Annotated in this window: 21 protein-coding genes and 4 pseudogenes; 6 read left to right on the top strand and 19 right to left on the bottom strand. The window is 61.9% G+C overall.

Translation table 11 applies throughout. The features are described 5' to 3' along the window. Positions 1-12 precede the first annotated feature (12 nt). The 3 genes and pseudogenes from BJA_RS10515 to BJA_RS10505 form a co-directional block, all read right to left on the bottom strand. Positions 13-153, bottom strand: a pseudogene (locus BJA_RS10515) (transposase); the annotation flags it as partial. A 274-nt stretch (positions 154-427) separates the two neighbouring features. Continuing rightward, positions 428-1,582 carry an acyltransferase family protein gene (locus tag BJA_RS10510; protein WP_223153693.1) on the bottom strand — a complete coding sequence of 385 codons (1,155 nt, stop codon included), beginning with the start codon at positions 1,580-1,582 and terminating at the stop codon, positions 428-430. Positions 1,583-1,869: 287 nt separating this feature from the next. After that, a pseudogene (locus BJA_RS10505) lies at positions 1,870-2,204 on the bottom strand (transposase); the annotation flags it as partial. Positions 2,205-2,336: 132 nt separating this feature from the next. On the opposite strand from BJA_RS10505, the pseudogene BJA_RS42960 reads away from it, so the two are divergent. Together BJA_RS42960 and BJA_RS10495 are read left to right on the top strand one after the other, a co-directional pair. Then, positions 2,337-2,558, top strand: a pseudogene (locus tag BJA_RS42960) (IS4/Tn5 family transposase DNA-binding protein); the annotation flags it as partial. A 107-nt stretch (positions 2,559-2,665) separates the two neighbouring features. Beyond that, positions 2,666-2,962, top strand: coding sequence for a hypothetical protein (locus tag BJA_RS10495; protein ID WP_014497723.1), 297 nt, complete (start codon positions 2,666-2,668; stop codon positions 2,960-2,962). Positions 2,963-3,707: 745 nt separating this feature from the next. Here the strand turns inward: BJA_RS10495 and BJA_RS10490 are convergent. The 11 genes and pseudogenes from BJA_RS10490 to BJA_RS10440 all read right to left on the bottom strand — a co-directional run bounded on the left by BJA_RS10490 (position 3,708) and on the right by BJA_RS10440 (position 14,527). Beyond that, on the bottom strand, positions 3,708-4,244 hold the full coding sequence (locus BJA_RS10490; RefSeq protein ID WP_014497725.1) for a helix-turn-helix domain-containing protein: 537 nt from the start codon (positions 4,242-4,244) through the stop codon (positions 3,708-3,710). 751 nt (positions 4,245-4,995) lie between these two features. Beyond that, positions 4,996-5,282: pseudogene (locus BJA_RS10485) on the bottom strand (DDE-type integrase/transposase/recombinase); the annotation flags it as partial. A 103-nt stretch (positions 5,283-5,385) separates the two neighbouring features. Next, positions 5,386-6,288 (bottom strand): terpene synthase family protein, encoded by a 903-nt coding sequence (locus BJA_RS10480; RefSeq protein ID WP_011084944.1) that lies wholly within the window; start codon positions 6,286-6,288, stop codon positions 5,386-5,388. After that, positions 6,285-7,835 carry a hypothetical protein gene (locus tag BJA_RS10475; RefSeq protein ID WP_026312707.1) on the bottom strand — a complete coding sequence of 517 codons (1,551 nt, stop codon included), beginning with the start codon at positions 7,833-7,835 and terminating at the stop codon, positions 6,285-6,287. Before BJA_RS10475 ends, BJA_RS10480 begins: the two co-directional genes overlap by 4 nt. A 142-nt stretch (positions 7,836-7,977) precedes the next feature. Next, the gene (locus tag BJA_RS10470) at positions 7,978-8,976 is read right to left on the bottom strand and encodes a polyprenyl synthetase family protein (protein ID WP_028144010.1); all 999 of its coding nucleotides are present in this window, start codon (positions 8,974-8,976) and stop codon (positions 7,978-7,980) included. A gap of 154 nt (positions 8,977-9,130) precedes the next feature. After that, positions 9,131-10,474 carry a cytochrome P450 gene (locus BJA_RS10465; protein ID WP_011084941.1) on the bottom strand — a complete coding sequence of 448 codons (1,344 nt, stop codon included), beginning with the start codon at positions 10,472-10,474 and terminating at the stop codon, positions 9,131-9,133. Further along, positions 10,474-11,319: an SDR family oxidoreductase gene (locus BJA_RS10460; RefSeq protein ID WP_011084940.1), complete on the bottom strand. Its 846-nt coding sequence runs from the start codon at positions 11,317-11,319 to the stop codon at positions 10,474-10,476. The genes BJA_RS10465 and BJA_RS10460 overlap by 1 nt, the downstream gene beginning before the upstream one ends. A 4-nt stretch (positions 11,320-11,323) precedes the next feature. Continuing rightward, complete coding sequence (locus BJA_RS10455; protein ID WP_014497729.1) at positions 11,324-11,614, bottom strand: ferredoxin; 291 nt, start codon at positions 11,612-11,614, stop codon at positions 11,324-11,326. Position 11,615: 1 nt separating this feature from the next. After that, positions 11,616-12,905 carry a cytochrome P450 gene (locus tag BJA_RS10450; RefSeq protein ID WP_011084939.1) on the bottom strand — a complete coding sequence of 430 codons (1,290 nt, stop codon included), beginning with the start codon at positions 12,903-12,905 and terminating at the stop codon, positions 11,616-11,618. Between the two features lie 94 nt (positions 12,906-12,999). Next, positions 13,000-14,205 carry a cytochrome P450 gene (locus BJA_RS10445; protein WP_011084938.1) on the bottom strand — a complete coding sequence of 402 codons (1,206 nt, stop codon included), beginning with the start codon at positions 14,203-14,205 and terminating at the stop codon, positions 13,000-13,002. A gap of 16 nt (positions 14,206-14,221) precedes the next feature. After that, on the bottom strand, positions 14,222-14,527 hold the full coding sequence (locus BJA_RS10440) for a cytochrome P450 (RefSeq protein ID WP_011084937.1): 306 nt from the start codon (positions 14,525-14,527) through the stop codon (positions 14,222-14,224). A 222-nt stretch (positions 14,528-14,749) separates the two neighbouring features. Here BJA_RS10440 and BJA_RS10435 point away from each other — a divergent pair, with 222 nt between their 5' ends. Continuing rightward, positions 14,750-15,187 (top strand): hypothetical protein, encoded by a 438-nt coding sequence (locus BJA_RS10435; protein ID WP_014497731.1) that lies wholly within the window; start codon positions 14,750-14,752, stop codon positions 15,185-15,187. A 590-nt stretch (positions 15,188-15,777) separates the two neighbouring features. Here BJA_RS10435 and BJA_RS10430 read toward each other — a convergent pair. Beyond that, complete coding sequence (locus BJA_RS10430) at positions 15,778-16,593, bottom strand: YopT-type cysteine protease domain-containing protein (RefSeq protein WP_011084934.1); 816 nt, start codon at positions 16,591-16,593, stop codon at positions 15,778-15,780. Positions 16,594-17,096: 503 nt separating this feature from the next. On the opposite strand from BJA_RS10430, the gene BJA_RS10425 reads away from it, so the two are divergent. The 3 genes from BJA_RS10425 (at position 17,097) to BJA_RS10415 (ending at position 19,456) form a co-directional block, all read left to right on the top strand. Continuing rightward, positions 17,097-17,405, top strand: coding sequence for a transposase (locus tag BJA_RS10425; protein WP_097670033.1), 309 nt, complete (start codon positions 17,097-17,099; stop codon positions 17,403-17,405). A gap of 210 nt (positions 17,406-17,615) precedes the next feature. Then, positions 17,616-18,836, top strand: a complete 1,221-nt coding sequence (locus BJA_RS10420) for a tyrosine-type recombinase/integrase (protein WP_014497734.1) — start codon at positions 17,616-17,618, stop codon at positions 18,834-18,836. Next, positions 18,836-19,456, top strand: a complete 621-nt coding sequence (locus BJA_RS10415) for a tyrosine-type recombinase/integrase (protein WP_014497735.1) — start codon at positions 18,836-18,838, stop codon at positions 19,454-19,456. The genes BJA_RS10420 and BJA_RS10415 overlap by 1 nt, the downstream gene beginning before the upstream one ends. Before the next feature lie 354 nt (positions 19,457-19,810). Here the strand turns inward: BJA_RS10415 and BJA_RS10410 are convergent, their stop codons facing one another. The 4 genes from BJA_RS10410 to BJA_RS10395 all read right to left on the bottom strand — a co-directional run bounded on the left by BJA_RS10410 (position 19,811) and on the right by BJA_RS10395 (position 23,446). Continuing rightward, positions 19,811-19,978 carry a hypothetical protein gene (locus BJA_RS10410; RefSeq protein WP_155256178.1) on the bottom strand — a complete coding sequence of 56 codons (168 nt, stop codon included), beginning with the start codon at positions 19,976-19,978 and terminating at the stop codon, positions 19,811-19,813. Between the two features lie 406 nt (positions 19,979-20,384). Beyond that, entirely contained in the window at positions 20,385-21,518 is a 1,134-nt protein-coding gene (locus BJA_RS10405) for a PLP-dependent aminotransferase family protein (RefSeq protein WP_011084930.1), read from the bottom strand. A 19-nt stretch (positions 21,519-21,537) separates the two neighbouring features. Beyond that, positions 21,538-23,115 carry a class I tRNA ligase family protein gene (locus tag BJA_RS10400; protein ID WP_011084929.1) on the bottom strand — a complete coding sequence of 526 codons (1,578 nt, stop codon included), beginning with the start codon at positions 23,113-23,115 and terminating at the stop codon, positions 21,538-21,540. A 1-nt stretch (position 23,116) separates the two neighbouring features. Continuing rightward, on the bottom strand, positions 23,117-23,446 hold the full coding sequence (locus BJA_RS10395) for a cupin domain-containing protein (protein WP_011084928.1): 330 nt from the start codon (positions 23,444-23,446) through the stop codon (positions 23,117-23,119). Between the last annotated feature and the right edge of the window lie 5 nt (positions 23,447-23,451).

Genomic DNA, 23,451 nt, shown 5'->3' with positions numbered 1-23,451 from the left:
CGACAAATGCTGCGGCGATAGACCGTGGCGCCGCGCGACGTCCGAGACGACCGCGCCGGGAACAAAGGATTCCGCGACGATCCGTCCCTTGACCTCGCCACCCCAGCGCCGCCGAACCCGTAGCTCCGATGCGTCGACAACACGCTCGATCATATATGCAAACCGTCCTCTTCAAGACGGAACGCATATTGCCGGTCTGCTCAACAGCAACAAGGTGCGGGAGACACGCCGCTTACCGATTATCGCCATCTCTTTCGGGAAGATATTGTGAATGGGAAACATGTGGTCTGCCTGAGTTAGCTCTTTCAATTACCCACATCTCATACCTAGCTAATTACCCTGAAGCTGGAAGGCCAGAGGGGGCGAAAGCGCTTCTGAGAGCAGAACAGGATAAGCACATCCGTGCATACCTGCGGCAGTGCCTGCATTAGCCTTTGAGGTGCTCAAATGATCTGTGACGCAAAGTGGCACGGATCGGTTCGTCGATATATCGCTTAACAAGAAAGCTAAAAGCGATTGCAACTAGAGTCATGCTTGGTACCGCTAGCGCTGCATGGATCTGCGCAACCCAACCTGCCGAAGTTCCGCCGAACAATAGCATGAGTGGAACGTAGTGGGTCATATAAAGCGGATATGAAAGATCTCCGATAAACTCGCTAAAACGGTTGATCGACGGACTCCCGATTGCATTAGCGCCCAGCCAAACAAGGAGCGGATATACGATTGTGACGATCAGGAAATCGTAGGGCTTCCAAAGGAAGGGCCAAAAAAAGGTCGCAAGCATGATAAGCGGAAGGTAATATGCTGCCCCTGGCAACAGCGGTTGCCTGCCAATACGGCAAGCAACAACGCCCGCGATAAATGAAAAACCTACCCGTACAAAGCCAATCCAGAAGGTTCTGCGGTCGAAACCGCCGTTTAGGCTTCCGAAATCGTAGCACGTGTATGCCGTTGCAACCGCGGCGAAGGCGAGCATCGCTAGCAACCATCGAAGCGATAGTTGGCGCAGACAAAGAGCAAACGTTAGGCTCGCCACATACTCGCAAAGCAATGACCAGGCGGGAGCGACAAAAGGAAAAATAGGAAAGCTGGGATCGTGGACAAATAAGTGCGGCAACAGAAGTACGCTGCAGGTGAGGAGAATAAAAAACTCCGTGACACTAAAATTGAATAACGCAGCAGCCATAGGCGCATAGAATCGTCCGATTACAACCACAACGAAGCCCAACAAGGAGCCAATTACGACGAGCGGATGCAGTCGTATCAGACGCCTTTTAATAAGTTCTGTGGGTGACAATTCTACGCGAGAAGGGTCGTAGGCAAATGCCATTACATACCCTGACAAGCAAAAGAAAAAATCTACAGCGAGATAACCGTGAGGAATCCGGTTCTGAGGACCGAACTGAAAGGGTTCATAAAAATGTAAAACGGCGACACAGATGGCAGCAATTCCCCGCATGCCGTCAAGAATGCTCAGTCGCGCGACCTCTTTGGCAGCCAGCGACCCGGGGTCTTCGGGAAAGGCGTTGGGGGGCGGTAAATTCGGGGTGGCGCAGCTGGATTTGAGCATCGCGTTCGACATGTAGGATTCTGCAATTCTATTAACGCATCTGTCGCATTTCTTTACATATACATGCATATACATGCATATACATGCATATACCGTGTGCCGCTACACGGTCTGAGCACCGTCAACTGCTAGCCCGGCCTATTCGTCAGAGGGCGGCTTTTGGGCCCGATTGATGCGGCCGCACATCTTGTCTGGCGAGGCGCACAGGATTGCCTTCGGCTTTTCACCGCCTGACGACCCGTACTTTGCAACGCGCTTGAGGGATGGGGTGGGTGAACGGGGGGCGGACGCCCCGCCGGTCAAGGACCGAGCGGCAGCAGCGCGCCTGGCAAACGGCGGATCAGGTCGGCTCGGGACATGCCGCGGCAAACGCAAGGCGAATGCGGCTCGTGGTCTCGACCACACGGGCAGCGATTTTCAAGAGACGAAGACGCAGCGTCGCGAACTCGGCAGCGGCCAATTCCCGGACTTTGGGAATCGCCTCGCGCACGGTCAGCATCAGCCAATAAGCGGCCGTATGGAGCGCGAGACGGACCTGGTTGGCGAGCGCCGAACGGCAGCTGGTGCGGTCGGAGGCGAGCTGCGTCATATGCAGCTTGATCAGATTCTCGGCTTGGCCGCGCGCGCATTGTAAGCGGCAAAGAGATCTTTCAATTACCCACATTTGACGTCGGATTTGAGCGGGGGGCCGCGGCCGAAATCTTGAATCAGTAGAATCTGTTGTGATTCGTTGTTGAGCACCTGATTCGGAAGTGCGGGGTGCTCGATGGGCTTGGTGAAGGAACGCGCGGTGGCGCGTGCTCAGCGATTGACGACCGGTATCGAGACGTGGGTTGATCGGGAAGTTGCGGGATGCGAGTTTAAGGATGAGCGGCTTGGTCGCCGGTTCTGCAAATTGCTCGCACAAATCGGGAGCGACATGGGTCAAAGCATCCCGTTGGTTTGTCAGGATTGGGCCAACACGAAGGCCGCCTATCGATTCTTCTCCAACGAGCGGGTCGACGAGGCGGATACCATCTCGATAGGCACCGCTTTCTGCAATACGGTCAGGACGTCATTGTATTTCCTTGGTCAGGTGCACGCCTCGCTCAGACAATGGTGCTGGCTTTACGTCGAGAGGGCGCAAAGGCTTCGATCGAAAACTTTGCCGTCTTTGTCGAAAAAACATCTGCGGCCGACCTTAAGGACCTCCTGGTCGCAATCAAGGAACAAGGCCTACCTGAAACGGACGAGCTGGCGCGCGAGGCACGCCAACTTCAATCTGACCGCTTCGATCGATATCTAATTCCCTACCATCAGCGCCTGGCATTTAGCCGGCGCTTTCTTGTACGAGAGGGCTTTGCCGAGCTGATCGATGACCTGCTTGCTGCGGATGCCGTAACGGTGGGCTAGCCTCAGAGTTTGTGAACGAGTGCTGCACCGGAGCTTGACCCAACTATCCGATCCACCCCCGCGAAAACTGAGGCGCACGTCTGCTGGGCGGATGATCTTCGCCCGAGTCGGGGCGACGCAACGGCGATCAGTTGTTAATCCACGGCATCACGAGGCAGATTTGATTAGAATCATATTGGTAGCGGCTCCGCTTGTGATCACCGCGCCTGCGAATGCCGTTTACTTCACTTACTTCCGATGGGAGTCGTTACCTGCGCAGATCCGCGCTGCCTACATGGCCGGTTTCTACGACGCGCTGATTAGCGTTGCCTCTGACGAGCAAGATGCCAAGGCAGGCACGCATTATCAATTGCATTTCGAAGAGCAAAATGACAAACGTCCAGCTCGCAGACAATGTTCGCGCATTTGCTTCGACCCGTCCTAACCTTCAGACCGCAGGAGTTGGGGGAGCTCTAATCAATTATCTGATTGAGTTCTGTGGAAAGCCCCAATAGATATGAAGGTGGACCGATTGATCGCGGCGTCGATTAGAAAGATTGACCTGGATCGCCTTATCGAGGGCTATCTTGAGCACGACGATGAAGCATAAAGGCGTCTCTGAAGTCGCGCTCGGGGCACTAGTGGCTACTGCCTTCTGGTTGATAGTAGGCCTACTGGTGGGCGAGCTTCGTTCGATCCGGCACTACTCCCGCCAGCAGGCAGAGCATCTGAAGGCGATGCGGGCGTACTACGAGCCGCATGGGGGTTAGTTAGTGCAATGCATCGCCCCCGCCGCATAGAATTCGTAGTCATTGCGCGCGGCTGCAGCTACTTCAGGGACAGATAAGGGATCATGTACGAATGACGGTTCGCCTTTTTCGTCACGCTCGTTCGCCTTTTTGGGGACTGCACCGGCAGAAAGCGCACCGACGTTCGCCTTCTGGTCATCCAAAGGCTCACCATTGTTCGCCTTCTGGTCAGAAGAAGGCGAACCCACATTCGCCTCTTCGAGAAGAAGGCGATAGGCATTGACGTAGGTCCCGCCTTCCTTGACCTCGAACTTGAGGTAGCCGAACTCGGCTAACCGTCCGAGGCTCAACTGCACGCCGCGGACGCCCTTCTTCCCAAGATCTTTAGCGATGGTGGCCTGCTTGCGGCGGGCTAGATCGGTCTCGTGATCGATCGCATCGGCGATATACCAAAGCACCCGGAAGTCTTGATCGGTAAGGCGTAGATCGCCATTTGCGCGCGTTAACAGATGGAGCTTTCGCCGGGTCCGGTCCTTGTCGAGAATTGCACTCACGGCCGCACCATCTTCCGCGCCAGGGCAGCGGCGAAGGCAGCTTGCATGGCGGTTCCGGATTGCGGCTCGGGAGACTGGGTGCTAAATTCCAGGCTACTGGACTTTTGATTGCGATCTGGGGCTGCCTTAGCCGAGGCGGCCCTTCGCATTTTTGGCCCACCATCCGGCGGCTTTTGATTGCCAGTGCGCGAAAAAGCGCTTGCGGATCAATCTTGCCCGAACGGGCGGTTTGCCAATCTAAGCCATTGATACCGGCTGATGTGCTTGTTCTGCTGGGATCACCAATTATTTCAATAACTTAGTCCGCATTTGTTCGTCGACATCGTGTTGCGCCTGTTGCGCAAAATTACCCGATAATTCCAGCGATTGCCAACAACTCCCGGCTGCTCGGCGCGACATGGCCCGCGACAGAAAGGGCTGTGAACAGGTCGTAGCACGCTCCCCCATTTCTCGCCGATTGTGTGCACAATTGGCGCGCGCCGAATCGGGCCGACGGGGAGGTCGAGCGCTACCGTCTTGCCGAATGGCTTCAAAAAAAGAGAGTTGACAATAATCCGCAATTAAAGGGCCGATTGACAGAAGAGTTTTAAGCGCAACAAGCGCGACCCGTTGATGAGGCCTCGATCCGCGATCTCCATCAGGGCGAGCGGCCATGCTATCGGTCGCAATGATAGGCCGTATACATGAACGCACCCGACCGATATCCAAATTGCTGCTGAAATCCCTTGCATCCGCGCGGCCGTCTATACATGAATCTCTCGATGAAGCCGTTCTGCATCGGCTTTCCCGGCGCGATGAAGTGCCAGTCGATGACCGTGTCCTTGCTCCAGGCCAGCATGGCGTTGCAGGTGAACTCGGTGCCATGGTCGGACGCGATCATTCCTGGCTTGCCGCGTCGCTCAACGATTTCCTTCAGTTCGCGGGCCACCCGCCGCCCCGGATTGACGTCTCCGGAATGGCGCCCAGGTATTCCTTAGTGACGTCGTCGACGATGTTGAGAATGCGGAAGCGCCGGCCGTTGGCGAACTGGTCGTGGACGTGCAGTCTCAGGGCGGTGTCGCTCATGCTCGCTCCATCGGGCGGCGGCGTTGCGTCGGATCGGGCCGACGGCAGCGCGCGCACGCCGCCGCCTCCTGCGCGTTCAGGCCGGCGCGCGCTGGCCTCCCCTCACAGCGTCGCTGCGGTAGCGGCTGGTCGAGGTCCGGTAGTACTGCACGCGGATGGCCGCCATGGCCTCGATCAATGGTCCCCACGGCGCGGGAAAGCGTTCTTCCGCCATCACCCGGTGCAGCATGCGCGTATGGCCGGCCAGCTCGTCGTTGAGGAACTCCACCACAGGCATAGCTGGATAGCGCTGCAGCAGCAAGATCACCGCGTTGTCGGCCTCGCCGGCCGACCTGTCCTTGTCGCATCCATGCAGATCGTTCTGCAGACGCCCTATCGCGGAGATGAGCCGCAGGACCTGGCGAAACGCCGGACGCGCGCGCAAGGTCGCCATATCCAGCCCCCACAGCAAGGACAGGCAACAGAACACGTTCGCGTAGGCGATCGAATCGATGCCGTTGTGCAGGTACTCAGCGTAGGACCAGCGTTCCGCCGCTACCGCCTGCGCGTGTCCGGCGCGCAGCGCCGCGGAGTAGCACCGGGTATCGTCGAGAAGCTGAGCATAATCGCGACGATCGTAGGCGAGCGTGGCCAGCGAAGCGCGCAGCACAGCGCAACCCTCGAATCCGGGGAGCGCGCACGGCACGCCCTGCCCCAGCGCTTGCTCCACCGCGGCGAGCTGTTCCGGCGAGATCAGGCCAAGGTCGTTGCAATCGTCGAGCCAGAACAGCAGCGCCAGTTCGCGATAGAACGTCACTATCAGCGTTTCGTCCTGCGGATCGCGACCGGTGCGGGCGCTGGTGCCGCGCAGGCTCGGGTGGATGCGCTGCAGGATGTACTGGCCGCCCCTGACCGCTTCCACGGCATGCTCGTCGGCGAATCCGGTCAGGGAACGTCCCCACTCCAGCACCTGCTGCACCGCGCGTTCAGTCTGGATCATGGCGCCGCTCCTGCCCCCTCGGCCAGGACGCGCCGCCCCCAACGAAGCGCCAGCCACAACCCGGCGAGTTCGGCCACGCGCACGACCCGAGTGGGGCAATACAGTTCCTTGCCGATCCACAGCGGCGTCTGCGGCAATCCATGCGCCGCATGGCGGGCGAGCATCCACTCCAGCGCACGCGCCACCACCTGCGCGATGCGCCGGCGCCCTGTCGCCTCTTCGCTCCCATCCATCACGTGCAACGCAAACAGCGCATAGGCGGTTTCCTCGAACGTGGACCCGCGACCCGCGCCCCAGCCACCGTCGTCGCGCTGCGCCTGCAGCAGCGCCGCCAGCGCGCGCTCATCTCGCCACTGGGGCTTGCCTTGCGCCAGCGCAGCGACCGCATGCGCGGTGGGATACAGCCACGAAACGTGCCATTTTTCGTTGTCCCATAGACCGTGCGGGTTGCGATTGGCCTCGACGTACGCGCTGGCGCCCGCGGCGGGCTTTCCCAACAGTCGCAACGCATGCAGGGCATGAATGTTGGTCGACACCGAGGCATTGCGTTCGCCGGGGAAGGTGACGAACAGCTCGCCGATTTCGAAATGGCGCAACGCATCGACCGCCGGGTCACGGCCTGCAAGGTGCAGGACGCACAACGCAACGGCGGTGTCGTCCGCATCAGCCGCGAAGTGCAAGGCCGGGCCCAGACCGTGCACGCCCAGACGGGCGTCGAGCTGCGCGACGATCACGCGAACCGCCTCCGCGAGCGCGGGATGCGCGAAAAGCCCGGCCAGATGCAGGGTGTACAGCGACCAGCATGGCTCGAACACATTGATCGGCCAGACGTTGGGAAAGACACCTTCGATGCCGCTGCGCGTCGCCCGCGATGCCATCTGCAGATACGCATCGGCGCGCCCGACCTGCGGCGTGCTCCCCCGTGTCACGGCCTGGGCACGCCACGCGGCGGTGGCCGCCGGACTGATGCCGATGCTGCCGTCGTCATCCGGGCATGCGGTGGTCGGCGACGTCCCCCAGGCTTCCCAGGAGTGTAGCAACGGATGGCCGCTCGGCAACATCGCCACCGCCCCCAGCTTGACCAGGCACGCTTGCCGCAATGGCAACAGCGCAGGATGGCGCGGAAACGCTACGCCACCCAGCAAGGATGCGGCCTCACCGCAAAACTGCGGCAGGATCAGCTCCGCGCCGATCGGCGCGTCTTCTGGCACCGCATGTGCGTAGGGATCGGGCTGGCGCTGGAGGAACCTCGTTGCAGTCTGGACTGCGTCCGCAGCTCCGGGAAGAGGATCGGCACGCTGCAATGCCAGTAACGCCGCCCACGTGGGCGCATGGCGGAACAGCGGGAAGTCCGCGCTTCCCCATCCGCCGTCGGCCTGTTGCTGCGCGATGAGCCACGCGTATGCGTCCTGCCGACCGGTGACGTTGCCGTGGAAGCGCAGCGCCTGCGCCGTGTCGTAGACGGACGGACCGACGCTGCCGCCATCGCTCATTTCGCTCAGCAGGCGGCGCAATTCGGAAAGGATATGTTCGGACAGCGCGTTCACGCGGGATGTTCCGTTTGCAGAAACGTGCGCCGCGGCGGGCAACCGCTGCGATCGGCGCCGCGGACTCGGACACAGTGCAGGATGCACTCTGCCGCCGGCCGATCGCAGCGGCACAGGGGCGACTCGATGCGGACGGGCGCGCTCATGCGCGTGGCGCGTGTTTGAACAGATACGCGTTGGCCCGCTGTATGAGTTGCGCCAACCGTTCCGCACGCGGCCCCAGCGGCGCGATGGCCTCGCCGGCATCGCGCAACAGATCCAGCGCGAACTGGCGTGCTTCCTGCAGTCCCATGATCGACGCGCAGGTCGGCTTCTGCGCCGCCGCGTCCTTGCCGGGGGTCTTGCCCAGCGCCGCGGTATCCGCTGTCACGTCGAGAATGTCGTCGATCACCTGTAACGCCAGGCCGAAACAGGCGCTGTAGTGATCCAGCGCACAGTAAAGTGCAGCGTGCGCGGCATTCACGCCGACAGCGCATAGCGCGCCCATGCGAACGGACGCGCGCACTAGCGCTCCGCTCTTCATCCGGTGCATCGCCACGATCCTGTCCAGCTCGACGTGCTTTCCAACCAGCGACAGATCTATGGCCTGCCCGCCTGCGGCCCCCTCGGCGGACACCGCCTGCGCCAGTTCGCGCACGAGCGCGATAGGGCTGTCGCCCGGCGCATTCAGGCTCGCCAGGGTCAGGAAGGCGTGCGCCTGCAGCGCATCGCCGACCAGGATCGCGGTGGCTTCGCCGAACTTGACGTGCACGGTCGGAAGGCCGCGGCGAAGCACGTCGTCGTCCATCGCGGGCAGATCGTCGTGGACCAACGTACAGGCGTGCATCATCTCGATGGCGGCACCGACGTCATCGAGCATGTGCGCCGGCGTGTCGGCCAGTGCGCCGGCAGCCAAACAGAGCAAGGCGCGGGTGCGCTTGCCGCCATGCAAGGTGGCGTAGCGCATCGCCGCCATCAGCTCGGTCTCACCGTCGTCTTCGGCGCAGAGAAGACGCGCCAGCGCCTCTTCGACCCGCTTTGCGCCGTCCTGCATCCAGATCTCGGGCAGCAGCCTGCCGGATGCGCCGCGCGCCTGCGCGCCCAATATGCCGTTCGCGGAAACGCCAGCTCGGTCGTCGTGTGGCGTGGAACCAGTCTGCATGTTGTTCATGTCCTTGTACCTGCCAGGAGACGGCCACGGCGAGCGGCGAGCCGCCGCGGTGTTGCCGGCCTCGCACCGAGCGCGCGCGCCGAGTGCAGCAATGCCGCGCGTCGCCGGCGCCGCTGCCTCACCACACGGGGCATGCGATGCCAGCTCATGAGAATCCGATGCGGATAGTCATGGACGGATGTGCGGTCGGGTAATAGCGCCGGCCTTTTTCGACGCCGCTCAGCAACCGCGGCCGCACCCCGGCCTCGTGCATGGTCAGCGCCAAGGCGATACAGAACTGCACCAGTTCCAGCCATACCAGGTGGTAGCCCATGCAGAAGTGTGGGCCGGTACCGAACTGCAGCATGTCCACCGGCCGGATCGGCTCGGTGCGTTGAAGCCACCGCGCCAGCCGAAACTGATCAGGCGCCTCGTGCAGCAGCGCCGAGGTCGAGAAATGCAGCAGCGGGATGCACAGATCGGTGCCCGTAGGAATGCGCTGTTGGCCGATTCGCAATTCACGCAGTGCGCGACGCACTAGGAGCGGCGTCGCCGGATGCACGCGCAGCGTCTCGCGGAACAGCGCCTCAGCGACCGGACACTGCGCCAGGTCCGCGTGCCGAGTCGGCACCGCGCCTACGCGTTGCGCCTCCTCGACCAGGGCGTCCCACAGCCCAGGCTGCCGCGCTAGCTCGATCACCATCCAGGCCATCGTCGAGGCGGTGGTGTCGTGACCACCAAGCAGCAGCAAGCGAATATTGGCGACCAGGACGTCATCGGAAAGCGCATCGTCGCTGCGATCGAAGGCGCTCACCATGTCGTTGATCAACCCGGTGCGCGAGGCATGTTCGCGCGCGGCGCGGACGAACTCGCGCAACCGCGCATCGATCCAGTCGCGGGCCGCGCGGCCCCGCCGCAAGGGCAGTCCAGGCAGGTCGACCGGGGGCGCGACGATCAACTGCAGCAGTTGCCGGTACTTGCGATGCCATCCCGGCAGGTCCTGCGCGGGGATTCCCATGAGACTGAAGATGAGCTTGAGCATTAGATCGCCGGTTTCGCGCAGGATGGTGACGTCGCCCCGTTCCCGCCACCTCTGCACGCGCGCCCGGATGACGGGCGCGAACAGCTCGCCGATGCCGGCCAGGGTCAGCCCCTTGGGCAGAAGCGCCGCCTGGATCGCATCGCGCGCCTGCCGGTGCGCGATGCCGTCCTGGGCGACCAACGTTCCGCCAAACAATTCGGGCGCGATGTCTTCGATCAGCCCCGAGGACACGTCCTTGTGCCGGAGCAGTGCGAGAGCATCCGGATCCAGACTGGTCATCAGGTGTCCGGCAGGGCCGAAATCTAGCCAGAAGTGGCTGCCCAGCGTCCGTTCCGCACGCCGCAGCAGGCGCGGCAGGTCGCAGACGACGGCGGGAAGATGCCCGACCAAGGGAAAAGCGCCGGGCACGACCGGGATGTCGTGCCGCAGCCGATGCCGACGGTTCAGCGGGTTGAGCAGCATGTCCATCAGCAGCGCGGCGCCGCGTCCGCTTCTGCGGTCTCGCCGGCAGGCCGCGCGGCGCGGCTGTTGCCACCGTCGGCGTATGTCGGCACATGCGCCAGCATGCCGCCGTCGATGCACACGACCTGGCCAGTGATGAACGCAGCATCGTCGGAGAGCAGGAACGCCACCAGCGCGGCCACGTCCTCGGGGCGGCCGACGCGCGGCAGGAGCTGGTGACGGCGCAGATGGGTTTGCATGCACGCGTCCAGCTTGGCGAGGAGTCGCTCGGTCATGATGAGACCCGGCGCAACCGCATTGCAGCGGATCTGCGCATGACCGTACTGGGTGGCAAGTGAGGACGACAGCATGTTCATCGCCGCCTTCGACGCGGCGTAGGATGTCAGTGCGGTGTCACCACTGAGCCCCTGGCACGACGACATGTTGACGATCGCGCCACCGCCGCGGGCGATCATCCGGGGGATGGCCTGCCGGCAGCAGAGCAGCGTGCCACGCAGATTGGTCGCCATGGTCTGATCCCAGACCGCTAGCTCCAGCTCGAGGATCGCGCGGTCGCGCGGGGTCAGATGCATCGCGCTCGCGTTGTTCACCAGCAGGTCGACCCCGCCGAAGTGCCGCTCCGCCGTCTCGAACAGCGCTGCCACCGCCTGCGCATCGGCGATGTCGATCGCCAGGGCGAGCGCGTGGCCCGCTTCGGCCGCGATCTGCGCGGTGCAGGCGATAGCCGCCGAGCCATCAATGTCGGCCACCACCACTCTGCCGCCCTCGCGCGCGATGGCGAGGGCGCATGCCTTGCCGATGCCGGCGCCGGCGCCGGTCACCACGGCCACTTTGCCTTCAAACCGTCCCATCGTGTCATCCTAGATTGTGCTGGTCTTTCGCGGCATGCCGCTCGGCCTCCGCTGGAGAAGGCGCAGGGTCGGCGCTGGCGCGCTCGCCATCGCCAGCGTCGCTTTCGATGACCCGAATGGCGGCGACCGGGCACTGGCTGGCCGCGAGCCGCACGGCGGCGTGCAGCGCATGCGGGACCGTCGCCACGCACACTTCGGCCACGCCGTCCGGTTCGCGCTGGCGAAAGGTGCCCGGCAGCGTCAGCACGCACTGCCCGCTGGTTCCGCACAGATCCTGGTCGACCATGACGCGCATCTCAGCTCCCCTGCGCATGCAGCCGCACCGGCAGCGTGCGGAACGTCCGAAGGAATGCCGAGGGCTCCCGGGTCGGCTGCCCGGCAAATGCCAGCGTGGGGAAGCGGGCCTGGATCCGCGGCAGGCTCTCGGCCAACTGCACCCGGGCCAGTTGCGCACCGAGGCAGAAGTGAATGCCGTGGCCGAAGCTCAGCATGATCTTCCCGTCGGTCGACATGCCTGGACTGGTGCCGTAGAACCGCGCGGGATCGAAGCGATCGGGATCGGCGAAGGCGTCCGGGTCGCGATTGCCGGACGCGATCAGCACGCGCACGTCCGCGTTCTTCGGAATCACCACGCCGCCCAGTTCGATGTCGCGCTGGGCGATACGCGGGATGGAGCTGAACATGGCGGGCGCGTCGCAGCGCAGGACTTCTTCGACGAATGCCCTCACCCGCGCGGCGTCTGCCTGCAGCCAGTGCCGCTGTTCGGGATACGCCAGCATCGCCAGGACGGCATGGTCGATGCTCGCAGCAGTGGTGACGAAGCCGCCCAGCAGCATGCCCCACAGCATGCTGATCAACTCCGCATCCGACAGTGTGTCGGCATCGTCGTCATGTGCGCCGACCAGCATCGACACGATGTCGCGGCGGGGATCGGTGCGCTTGCGCTGTATGAGGTCGCCGAAGTAGGCCTGCACCCTGGCGCTGGCCGCGTCCGCCGCGGCGAGCTGGGGATCGCTGGCGTGCGGGCCCAGGCCTTCCAGAATGGTGCCGATGCCGGCAGCGAGCTCGAACATGTCGTCTTGGGGCATGCCGAACAGTTCGGCGAAAACCAGCATGGGCAAGGCCAGCGCGAATTCCCGATGCAGGTCCACCGCCTCCCCGCGCTCCAGCGCGGGCGTTATGCCGTCCAGGCGCGCTGCGACGATGCGCGCGATGCTCGGCCGCAGGTTGTCGATCTGGCCCATGGTGAAATCGCGCGAGATCAGCCGGCGCAGACGCGTATGCGTCGGTGGGTCCTTCATCGCTAGCGTGGACGCCAACAGATTGAGCGACGGGCTGGTCGCCGCACGCGAGAAATAGCGCGCCAGTTCGCCGGGCGCCGGACCCCGAAACGCATCGCCCGTGGCCTTGAACGCCCAGAAGATGTCGGCGTGGCGGCTCAACAAAAAGAGGCCCGACGCCGCGCGATGCACCGGATCGTGCTCGCGCAACCATCGCATGAACGGATACGGGTCGTGGATGCACGCTGGCGACGCCAGTTCGGCGAAGGCGTCCCGGCATGCTGCCGTGGTTTCTTGCACGTCCATCCTGGTTACCTGTTGGCGGGCTGATCTGACCGGCGCGCGACAGGCGCGCGGCAGATTCCGGAGAAGATCGAGATCGCCCGTGGCGTCCGCGACATCACCAGAGCACCGGGAACTGCTCGAACCCGCCCGTGATGATCTCCTTGCGCAACTTCAGTTGTTCCGGCGCCACGGCCAGGCGCAGCGCGGGAAGGCGCTGGAAGATCGAACCGAACACCACCTTGAGCTCCAGCCTGGCCAGCGCCACGCCGATGCACGCGTGCGGCCCGTAGGAAAAAGCCAGGTGCGGCTTTTCCTGGCGTTCGATATCGAAGATTTCCGGATCGTCGAAATGGTGCGGATCGAACGACGTTGCCGGGAGGCCGACCAGCACCTTGCTCTCCGCGGGAATATGCTCGCCCGCGATGGTCACGTCGGTCCTCGGATAGCGCATGATGCCATCCCAGCCCGCGCCCGGCGGGTACATGCGCAGGATTTCCTCTACCGCCTTGTCGACCAGGGACGGATCGCCGACCAGGCGTTCGCGCTGTTGCGGATGGCGGAACATGGCTAGCAGGCCGAATTCGATCTGCGCGACGGTGCTCTCGTGCCCCGCCACCAGCATGCCCGCCGCCAGGCCAACCGCCTCTTCCTCGCTCGCCTTGCCCTGGTCGACCGCAGCGAGCAGATCCGTCAGCAGGTTGTCGTCCGGATCCTGGCGCTTGTCGCGCATCTTGCCGCGAATGTAGGCGCGCAGTTCTTCCCAGGCCAGGCGGGACGCGCTGCGCGGGCCGCTTTCATGCTGGTGCGTCATCACCTCATCGGACAGCCCGGCGAAAAAGGCGTGATCCTCGTAGAGCACGCCCATCAGCGCGCTGATGACCATGGCCGGAAGCGGAAAGGAGAGGTGGCGCCGCAGGTCGGCGGGCTGGGGCTGGGCCGCCAGCGTCTCGAACAAGTGCGCGGCGATCGCTTCGACCTGCTGCACGAGCAGCTTCACCCTGCGGTCACTGAAGGCCGGCGCCACGATCGCGCGTAGCCGGGCATGCTCGCGCCCCTCGTGCGAGACCAGCCACCCCGGCGAACCGAGAATCACCGAATCCGGGGTGAATGCCGCCGGCGGCATTCCCGCGGGCCGGAACGCCGCGTCGGACAGCACCGCCTTGGCCTCGTCATAGCCTGTCACCCACCAGCCTTCGTGCCCGGAGGGGAAGCGCACGCGGTGGATCGGACCGTTGGCGCGTAGCGCCAACATCTCGGGCGAGGGCTCGATGTGATCGACGCGCCACATCGGCAGCGTCGGCAAGGGTTGTTGTTCGGACATGGTGGCACTTCACTCTCTAAGCGATGGAAGGGCGGAAGGTGACCGGCAGGCGCTGCGGGCAGCGAATGACGTAAGACGGCATGTAGACGACGTCCTCCGCGGCGATGGTCAGCGCCAGATGCTCCAGCCGCACGAACAGCGCGGGGAAGGCGCAGCCCAATTCCAGACGCGCCAGCGCTGCGCCCAGGCAGAAATGCGGCCCCTGGCCGAACGACAGGTGCGGGTTGTGCCGCCGGGTGACATCGAACCTGTCGGCATCGCCATAGATCGACCGTACGGATTGGTGAAGGAGGTTCGACCGTGCCCCCGATGTGTCCGCCATTATAGCCTCCGGACCGGTCCCACACCGTGAACAGAGCAAATCGCGTGCCGAAGTGAATTCGCAGGCTCAGCAGGCACTACATAGCTGCGCGTAGTGTCAGGTTTCTGGCATTCAGTCTCAATGCCGACAACGGGCGCAGTAAGTGCCCGACAAAGGCCTGCTCTCGCGCTGAATGTGCGGGGCAGCCCTTGCGCGAAATTTCAAGCGGATTGGCTGCAGCAGGTGTGGTTCGCCGGAAACCACTCCGATGACGCCGGCGTCATCGAACGCGATCGCGTCAGCCTGTCCGGAGGGCAAGACCTCGCCGCCTTCGTGGCTCTGGCTACCGAAGATGCGGAAGCTCGGGGACGGGGCGCGGTCGCAGCGTCACGATGCCGGGAGTGGACTGAGCGCGAGCTAGATAAGGCGATTCAAGCTATGCTTGAGGGGGTGCCGGCAGCGAAGTTGAAGGACAAGATAGGCACTCTGGAAGCACGCAAGCATGAGCATCTGCTCGAGGCCGTGCAGCAGCGCCTTGATGCAAACCCAGAGGCGATGCGCCAGCTCGCGAGACAGTCGAGCATCCGTTCGGCACGTGAAGGCTCGCATGGGAGCGACGCACTTCCTGAACAAACGCTTCCAAAAGTAGCTACGGAGATGCCTCTCGGTTCTGGCCTTTAGCGTAGGGCGCATTAGATTAGCGACCAGCGCCGGGGTGCATTCTGTGGCGCCGCCCGCAGCGGCGCAATCGCTGGAGTCGCGCCCCTCAGGTCCTGCAGGGGCACCCTGGCAATGTGGAAAACTCCGACGCTTTCACCGTTCGAAGATAAGGTGCTTTGTCAATCAAGACTTTGGCTTTTCAGGATGAAGCTGCTTGTAAGAGTCACAGCTGGACCAATATCAATGCGTCGGCTTAGCGTGCTTCAAACGAAAGCTGATGTCGTGGAAATTCATATTCTGCGCACAGTCGGTCTGGATCAAGCGCGTGATTCGATAGCGGACGGCATGGATTGTCGCCGCAGCAATTGTTTCTTGGCGACGTCAGTTGAGCAAACCGCAGGCGGCCATTGTGAAACAGAATTGCAATTTGTGCCGGCCGTCATGGATAGCGGGGTGCCGACACCCCCGCTTTCGATGTCGGCACACTCGCAAGCCGGCACGCAGCCGGCTATCCGCTGCAGATTTGCCCCCGCCGCGACCGAACGCAAGCGCCGGCCGACGCATCCGCGCCTTCACAGAAGGCGTCAATCACCGCGGCCTGAAGGCCCAACTCACTGCATCCTTTGCGTCGTGATTGTCGACAAATGCTGCCCGTTGGGATTCCTGTAACGATTGGCGAGGCTTTGTAACAATGAAGCCATCTGGTCAGGATCTGATCGAACAGTAAATTCTCCATAGTTAGGGTCGAAAAGCGTGGTCGTTCCATTCGAGGCCGACGTCGCCACTGTGTGGGCGCCGCCTTCAGCGAAATACAAGCTGAGTAAATGGTTCGATCCGTCTTCGTTGATTTCGTTCACCATGGACTTGACGTTCGAAGACTTGCCGAATGCGAATCTCTTCTCTTCTCCAGCCGGTTCCAAGCCTGCTTCCTCCAAAATGGTATTTTGTGCCTGAAGGTCGGCCTGAGAAGATCCTGCTCCCCTGCTTCGCAACTGATCCTTAAGACGTTGATATTGCTGCTGCCGTTCAGCCGCTGAGGCGTGCGTTTGCGATCCGGGTGTGAGCGCACTCATTCGGGTTGATGGGCTGTTGCTAAGATTGCGGAACCACTCCGCAGTCAGCCCGACGCAGATGCCGTCCACATTCGCATCACGCAGGTCGGCCGTTCTGTATTCGAACAAGGAGGTGGCCGGACTCTCTGGAGAGGATGTACTGGGTTCGGAGGCGCTAGAGGTTTGAACGTTTGCATCCAAGGTATCTGGCTTGCTGCAGCAGGCCCCCATCTTGTCAGGCAACTCCCCCGATCGTGAGCTCCACTGGGGCGCGAGATCTGCAAGTGTTTCTGTAAAGCTGCCGCTATCCACCGACTGGCTCGGTTCGTCAGTTTGGCTAGTGCGTGTAGATGAGCCACCGATTCGATCATACATGACGATTCACCTCTCTGTGCTACGCTAGTCTCTTCGCATCAATTCGGGCTGCTCAGGCCCTGCGGCGAGGATACCCGGACAAGCTGATGGCGAGCTGACGGACAGCAGTTGTACAGCTAAGAAAGCGTTCCTTTGTCGGACTTCTGACAACGTCGGATACGCCTCGGCGTAGTGCTGTGTCAGATCCTCAGATTCCGGAACGCCACCGACAGGCTATCGCTGCGATGCTCGCGCGGCATCGAGCGCCCACGAACCCGAAATCGAGAGCAATGACAGGATGCTCGCGGATTGTCTCGAGCGGTTCGGTGTTGCTGCGTAAGCGGTGTGTCTCCCACACCTTGTTTGGCGTGAGCTGACCGGCAACATGCGAGCCGTCATATACAGTAAGGTTCGCATATATGGTTGACCATATAGTTGACGCTTCAGAGCCACGGGGCCGGGTGGATATCCAGGTCGGAGCGGGGCGTCGGCGGCGGTGGAGCGCCGTGGTCAAGGGGCGGATCGTGGCGGAGTCATATGCGCCGGGCACAGTTGTGTCCGAGGTGGCGCGCCGGCACGACCTCTCACCGCAACACCTGTTTGCTTGGCGCAAGGCCGCGCGTGCCGGTCTGCTGAGCTTGCCGGCGGAGGATGCACCGCTCTTCGTTCCGGTGGTGTCGGAGCTTCGCCCCGCTGGGATGTGCGTGGAAGCGGCAACGCGGAACGGGATAACGATCAGCATCGAGATTGGCGATGCGGTAGTTCGCGCAGCGGCGGGGGTCGATCCGGCCTGGCTGCGCGATGTGCTGCGGGCCGTGAGGGCGACGACATGATCGCGGCTTCGGCGGGCGTGAAGATCATTGTCGCGACGCGGCCGGTCGACTTTCGTAATTATGCGGAGCCCACGATTATGCGGAGTGTGCGGCCGTTCAATCCGAGACCCGCTTCGTTATCAACAGTTTAGTTCCTGCTGCCCTCTTTCTCACTCAGCATAATCTGAGGCCTTTCTTCCTGCCTTGATGGCAACGAAAGGGAGACAAGGAATGGCCAAGTCGAGTGAGGATCACTGCCACGGGCTGCGCTGCATGGACGCAGGCGATCTCGACCCGCTGGTGACGGAGTTCACACGACACCTGACGGTGTTGGGGCATAAGAGCTTGACGGTGAGCGGCTATGACGCTGCAGCCCGTCACCTCGCGCAATGGCTGACGCTGGCCAAGATCGCAGTCGCTGATATCGATGATGGCGTCGCCGATCGGTTCGCTCGGCATCGCTGTCGATGCCCCGGCATCCGTCGCGAGAGGAGCGTGTCCGCGAAGTACGTGAGGCGGGTACGCCGGTTCATCGAGTTTCTCGGCGAGCGCGGAATCGTCCAGCGCAAGCCGAAGCCCGCATTACCGACGCCCCACCGCCGGGTGGTCGAGTTCCAGGACTGCGTCACAGAGCTGACAATAGATCGGCACGGTCGCATGGTCATGCGGCTGCTCCCGGCGCTTGGCATCAGGCCGCGAAGTTGGAATGCTCAGCTCATTCGCGACGTGATCATTGCAGAGACGAAGCGGGTCTCGCTGGCCTATGTGAAGACGATGACGATGGCGCTGAGAGGATATTTGCGGTTCCTCAGCGCACGGGGGTTGTGCCGAGCTGGACTCGATCAGGCTGTGCCAATCATTCCGCAGTGGCGACTGTCGTCGCTGCCGCGATACATCCGCTCGTCGGATGTCGAGACGTTGATTGCAACGTGCGATCAGACCACGGCGACTGGCGTGCGTGATCGGGCGATCCTGCTGCTGTTGGCACGACTGGGCTTGCGGGCCGGCGACATTCTCTCTCTTCGTCTCACCGATGTTGATTGGCAACAGGCGACACTGTCGGTTCGTGGCAAGGGGCGGCGGGAGACGAGATTACCATTGCCGCAAGACGCCGGGGATGCCTTGCTCGCTTATCTGGATCAGGCCCGGCCGCACGTCGCCGATGTTCGAATCTTCTTCATGTCGAATGCACCAATCCGGCCGCTGACAGGTTCGAGCGCAGTCTCTGATGTTGTGCGTAGTGCAATACGAAAGGCCGGTATCCCCGTTCCGTCGAATGGGGCCAACCTGCTTCGGCATTCGGCCGCGACGGCCATGCTCCGGGGCGGCGCGACGCTCGACACGGTTGGCGCCGTACTGCGCCACCGCTCACCGGACATGACCGCACACTACGCCAAAGTCGACGTGACGATGCTGCTGCAGATCGCGCAGCCCTGGCCGGGAGATGCGTGATGCTGAGTCGATATCTTGCCAAATATGTGGACCAGCAGCAGTCGCTGGGGTTCAAGTTCCGTGTCCAGCAAATCCTGCTGAGGGGCTACGTCAGCTTCGCCGAGGAGTGCGGCGACCGGCACATCAGAAGTGCCCGGGTCCTGGCATGGGCCGCACGTGCGCCGTCACCGGAGCAGCGCCGCAACCGGTTGCTTACCGTGCGGCGGTTCGCGCTGGCGATGCACGCCGAGAATCCGCGCCATCAGGTTCCGGCGGCGGATGCACTCGGCCACGCTGTCGTCAAGAGGCGACCGCCGTATATCTATAGTGCGGACGAGATCGCACGATTGCTTCGTGCTGCGGCGGCACTCCGGCCAGCGGGCTCGATCAGACCGACCATGTATGCAACGCTCTTCGGCCTGCTCACCGCTACTGGCATGCGGATCGCAGAAGCATTGGCGCTGCAGATCGACGATGTAACTGCCGATGGGCTCGTCGTCCGACAGACCAAGTTCCAGAAGAGCCGGCTGTTGCCACTTCACGCAACAGCTCGGCTGGCGCTCGACAGATATCTGGTCACCCGGCGGTCGCTAGACTACTTCTTCCTGCCCCCCGCTTTGGTCCCAGCGATTTCTCGATAGAGCCAAAGCAAGCCATGGGGCACGACACGGCGGCAATAGGCTTCCGCCGGCTTCCCTCCGCTTCGACGCCTATCAAGGCGGAGAGGGCGTCGCGCATCTTGACGATTGAGATGTCGGGCCGGCCTTGCGCAATAGGCGGCATGCGCGGTATCGGCGAGCAACCCGATCGGCATGGCTCGCGCCGATGGTAACTTGTCAAGCTTTGCCGCCTCGACCTGAGCACGTTCGAACCACTGCTTCGCCGACGCCCAGTCGCCGAGCGTCGCAGCGTTTATGCCTGCCTCGCGGGCGATATGGCTTCGGTTGCGTCTTGTCCGCCGGCTTCCGCAGCGGCAGTCAGCAGCGGGAGCGCCGCTACATGATCGCGTCTGCGCCAGTGGATCTTGGCACGCGCGCGCGAAAGCGAATGTCGAAGCCGAATTTGTCTTCAGCTTGCATCAGACAGGCAAGTGCTTGCTCGGCGTCGTCGCCATTCTCGTTGATGCAAATCGCCTGCGCAATTGCACAGCGTGTCGCGAGCATAGGCGGCGCTGGATCGGTATATAGATACGTTCGTCTGGGGCGGGCTGAAACGTACCACATAGGAGGCTACGCCTATGGCCTCTACGGCACACCCGATTGGAAGCAGAACAGGGAAAGCAGCGATCCCAGCCCAAAGGGCCGCCTGCATATCTGGCGGGCTTATGACTATCCGAACATCTTCGCGATGTATTTGGCCATGCCCGCATACATTTCTTCGCAGCTTCGGGCGAGTGACGGGCAGGTCGGTTAGGGGCGCACCAAGGCGACCTTGCCGGCCGGCAACAAAGCAGGACAGCGACTTGTTGTGTCCTCGCGAGCTCGCCCCCTTCAGAAGTGTCGTCGCTAGGAGCTGGACGTGCGACGCCGTCCCAGATCGGAAAACTCTGCTGAAACACACCACGCGCGTCTAGAGGTTAGCATGCAAGTGACTTAAGCGCTCCAGCCCCTGCTCAATGAGAGATATTGGAAGATAGCTGAAACACAGGCGCATGTGACGGCCACTTCCTGGGCCATAGTTGCGACCATTTACAAGGTGCACGCCGTGCAAGCGGCTTGCAGCTTCAATAAACCTCTCCGGATCCGTACCCGGGGTAAGCCGCACCCAGAACGAGAAGCCCCCGCTTGGCACGCTATATCCCAGGTCGCAAATCCGGCTACGCTGCAATAAGCTATGTACGCTGTCTCGCTTCGCTCGGTAGTGCTCGCGCAAGCGTGTTATGTGCGAGTCAAGAGCGCTCGATTGCAACAACCCCAAAACGATGTTACTTAGGACCGGACTTACGCCGCCGTCGCGTTTGAGGTGCGCAAGCCTGTTGATGATGTCCGACTCCGCAAGCACCCAACCTAACCGTAGCCCCGGTCCGGCAACTTTTGAGATGCTATGGACATTGATCACGTTATTGCCTGGCGCCACCCAATGCGCTGGACCGTTGTAGGGTAACTCAGCATAGACAAGGTCCTGCACCAAGAGAGCGCCACTGCGGGCTAGCAGTGCCGCCAATTTGGCCACATAGTCGCGCGACATCTGGCGACCGGTTGGATTATGAAATGCTGGCATCGTGTAGAAAAGCTTCACCCGGGCATTGGTCTGCAGTATTGCCTCGACTTCGTTTAGATCGACTCCCTCTGCGGCTAGACCTAGCTGGACCACGGTTGCACCCGCGATCGAAAACGTACGCAGTGCACCCAAGTAGGAGGGGTCCTCCATCAGGACCACGTCACCGGGGTCAATCCAGCCATCGGCAAGCAGTTGTAAGGCCTGTGAAGCTCCACCCGTAAGCATAACTTGGTCATGCCGCACACCGTACCTCAGTGCGAGCTTTGTACGGAGTTCGGGCAAACCCGCCGCATCCGTATACTGCGGCAGATCGGCGAGAGCCACACCTGTACCTCCGTCAAACGCGACTGGCCACGGCAGTTCTGCAAACATGACCGGGTCAGCCAGGGCGTAGCCGAAATTGATACCATGCTTCGCACTTGAGGAGTTGAACGGCGCGAAACCTTGAGCGATAGCGCTGCGTTTTGAGATGCGGGAATTCATGGCTTCGTCATTCGGATCGTCATGATTGCGAAATCTGTTCTTTGCCAAAGCGCTTATTGTACTCCGCGGCAAAGTTCGCAGGTATCGGCGTGCTGAAACAGGGAAAGTCGACCGACGTCTTTGGCTGGGCTGCTACGGCCGAAGTCTCGAGGGACGGCCGCCACGCACCGCCAAAGTAATGCTGGCCGTAGCCCATCGCTAGCTCAGGTACTACGGGATAGAGGAGGCTCAGGAACAGCGAGATCTGCGCAGCATTCCATGTCCAATCGTCTGCATGTGCAAAGCCAGCTAGCTCGAAGCACCTGTCGATGATATCAAGCGCATCCCAGAAACGCAGTGCGGTGACCGCATCGGCGTAATCTTCAGCGAAGCGGCGGAAATTCGGGGAGAGTTCGGTGCTCTCTACTGTACGTGCGCTTTCTGCACACCGCCGTAACGCATCTTCCCAGACCCGAATGCGTGACGCTGCCGAGACGAGTCCGTCGAGACTAAAATCGTTTGCGTCGGTTCCAAAGGGCTTGGCCACTCGCGCCAGCGCATAACGGAGTACGTTTGGTCCCACGTCACCCGCCACTTCATCGCCCCAAAGAGCATGATCACGACTGGTGGAAAACTTTTCGCCTTTCAGCTTGTAGAAATCCTGGACTGAGTGATTTTTGGGAATTGGGTAGCCGCGCGCGAGCAGAGCGCCGGCCACACCTAGCGTGTAATAGAAACGATTATCCTGCCCCATGAAGAAAAGAATCTCGGTGTTCTGGTCGTGCAACGCCGCGTTTGCGTCCAGACCGGCGCGGGCGCATTGCTCGCGAATTCCGGTGTCGAAGCACCAGAGGCCCTCAAACCATGTAAGCAGCGTTTGGCCGATCAGAGAGTCAGGCTGTTTTACTTCCACGCCGTGCCTGAAATGGCGGGTCATCGGCAAGCCGCGCACCTCCCGGTGTAGCCAAGCGCGCGCCTTGGCCCGTATCGGCTCGGGCCATACGCTTTCTCCAATGGCTTCGTGCAGTGAGTGAGCGAGACGTGGCATGTCGAACACGGCCTGCGTGATGGGTCTTAGCACAAGATTGCAGCCGCAGGTGACGTGCCGGGCGTCACGGATTGTGTCGTGCTGAAGAGCCAGCCCGCAGTTCTCACACAGGTTGCTGTCGCAAGGCGATGAGCAAGCCGGGCAACGGCCAGTTGCGAGCGAGTCCGCAGCGAACTCATCGCAATGTTCGCAATACAGTTGGACGCCCTGCCGTACGTCGACGTAGCCGGCCGCCTGCAGCTCGCGGAATATCGCTAGAGCATTTCCCTTGTGAATCGCGCTGGACGTGCGCACGAACACATCGGGCGTAATTTGCACCGCGCGCAAACACTCTAAGATCTTGTGAACGTATCCTTCTGCGACCTCGCTAAAGGATCGGCCGAGCTTTCGTGCCGTTTCGAGCGTATATGTGCCGTGCTCGTCTGAGCCCGTGATGTAGTAGGCCCGATGGCCGGCCATGCGTTGAAAGCGGACGAAAATATCAGCGGGCAAATACACGCCGCCGATGTGACCCAGATGTAGCTTGCCGTTAGGGCAAGGCGGCGCGGGACAGATAAAATAAGTGCGCACGTCAATCCCACCAGATCGAGATAAACTTGAGAGCGCTATCTTGGCTGATATTGCGGATAGTATGCCTCTGATGTGGCGCCATGTAACACAAGCTCGTTTCGCTAACATTACGGACCTGACCGTCGACTTCGAATTCTCCACGACCAGAGATCAGCAGCCACAGTTCGTGCTCCTGATGATCGTGCGGGTCGACCGCATCGCCTGGAGCGAGCTCCGCGACTGATGCGCCAAATGCTGGGCTGAGACCCTCCGGGAGATGCTCCAAGAGGCGCCAGACCAGAGCGCCGTATTCGGTTCGCATCAGAGAATGATCGGGCCGCGTCGTGTACATGTTGG

Origin of the sequence: Bradyrhizobium diazoefficiens USDA 110, from assembly GCF_000011365.1 — a bacterium.
Taxonomy (GTDB): Bacteria; Pseudomonadota; Alphaproteobacteria; order Rhizobiales; family Xanthobacteraceae; genus Bradyrhizobium; species Bradyrhizobium diazoefficiens.
This window is presented reverse-complemented; position numbering and strand designations above follow the sequence as displayed.

Excerpts from the sequence above, each read along its gene's own strand:
- BJA_RS10450 (WP_011084939.1), bottom strand. The coding sequence starts at position 12,905 with ATGGACGTGCAAGAAACCACGGCAGCATGCCGGGACGCCTTCGCCGAA.
- BJA_RS10430 (WP_011084934.1), bottom strand. The coding sequence starts at position 16,593 with ATGTATGATCGAATCGGTGGCTCATCTACACGCACTAGCCAAACTGAC.
- BJA_RS10455 (WP_014497729.1), bottom strand. The coding sequence starts at position 11,614 with ATGCGCGTCATGGTCGACCAGGATCTGTGCGGAACCAGCGGGCAGTGC.
- BJA_RS10420 (WP_014497734.1), top strand. The coding sequence starts at position 17,616 with ATGGCCAAGTCGAGTGAGGATCACTGCCACGGGCTGCGCTGCATGGAC.
- BJA_RS10480 (WP_011084944.1), bottom strand. The coding sequence starts at position 6,288 with ATGATCCAGACTGAACGCGCGGTGCAGCAGGTGCTGGAGTGGGGACGT.
- BJA_RS10410 (WP_155256178.1), bottom strand. The coding sequence starts at position 19,978 with ATGCTCGCGACACGCTGTGCAATTGCGCAGGCGATTTGCATCAACGAG.
- BJA_RS10460 (WP_011084940.1), bottom strand. The coding sequence starts at position 11,319 with ATGGGACGGTTTGAAGGCAAAGTGGCCGTGGTGACCGGCGCCGGCGCC.
- BJA_RS10405 (WP_011084930.1), bottom strand. The coding sequence starts at position 21,518 with ATGAATTCCCGCATCTCAAAACGCAGCGCTATCGCTCAAGGTTTCGCG.
- BJA_RS10415 (WP_014497735.1), top strand. The coding sequence starts at position 18,836 with ATGCTGAGTCGATATCTTGCCAAATATGTGGACCAGCAGCAGTCGCTG.
- BJA_RS10510 (WP_223153693.1), bottom strand. The coding sequence starts at position 1,582 with ATGTCGAACGCGATGCTCAAATCCAGCTGCGCCACCCCGAATTTACCG.
- BJA_RS10470 (WP_028144010.1), bottom strand. The coding sequence starts at position 8,976 with ATGCAGACTGGTTCCACGCCACACGACGACCGAGCTGGCGTTTCCGCG.
- BJA_RS10465 (WP_011084941.1), bottom strand. The coding sequence starts at position 10,474 with ATGGACATGCTGCTCAACCCGCTGAACCGTCGGCATCGGCTGCGGCAC.
- BJA_RS10440 (WP_011084937.1), bottom strand. The coding sequence starts at position 14,527 with ATGGCGGACACATCGGGGGCACGGTCGAACCTCCTTCACCAATCCGTA.
- BJA_RS10395 (WP_011084928.1), bottom strand. The coding sequence starts at position 23,446 with ATGTACACGACGCGGCCCGATCATTCTCTGATGCGAACCGAATACGGC.
- BJA_RS10495 (WP_014497723.1), top strand. The coding sequence starts at position 2,666 with ATGGTGCTGGCTTTACGTCGAGAGGGCGCAAAGGCTTCGATCGAAAAC.
- BJA_RS10445 (WP_011084938.1), bottom strand. The coding sequence starts at position 14,205 with ATGTCCGAACAACAACCCTTGCCGACGCTGCCGATGTGGCGCGTCGAT.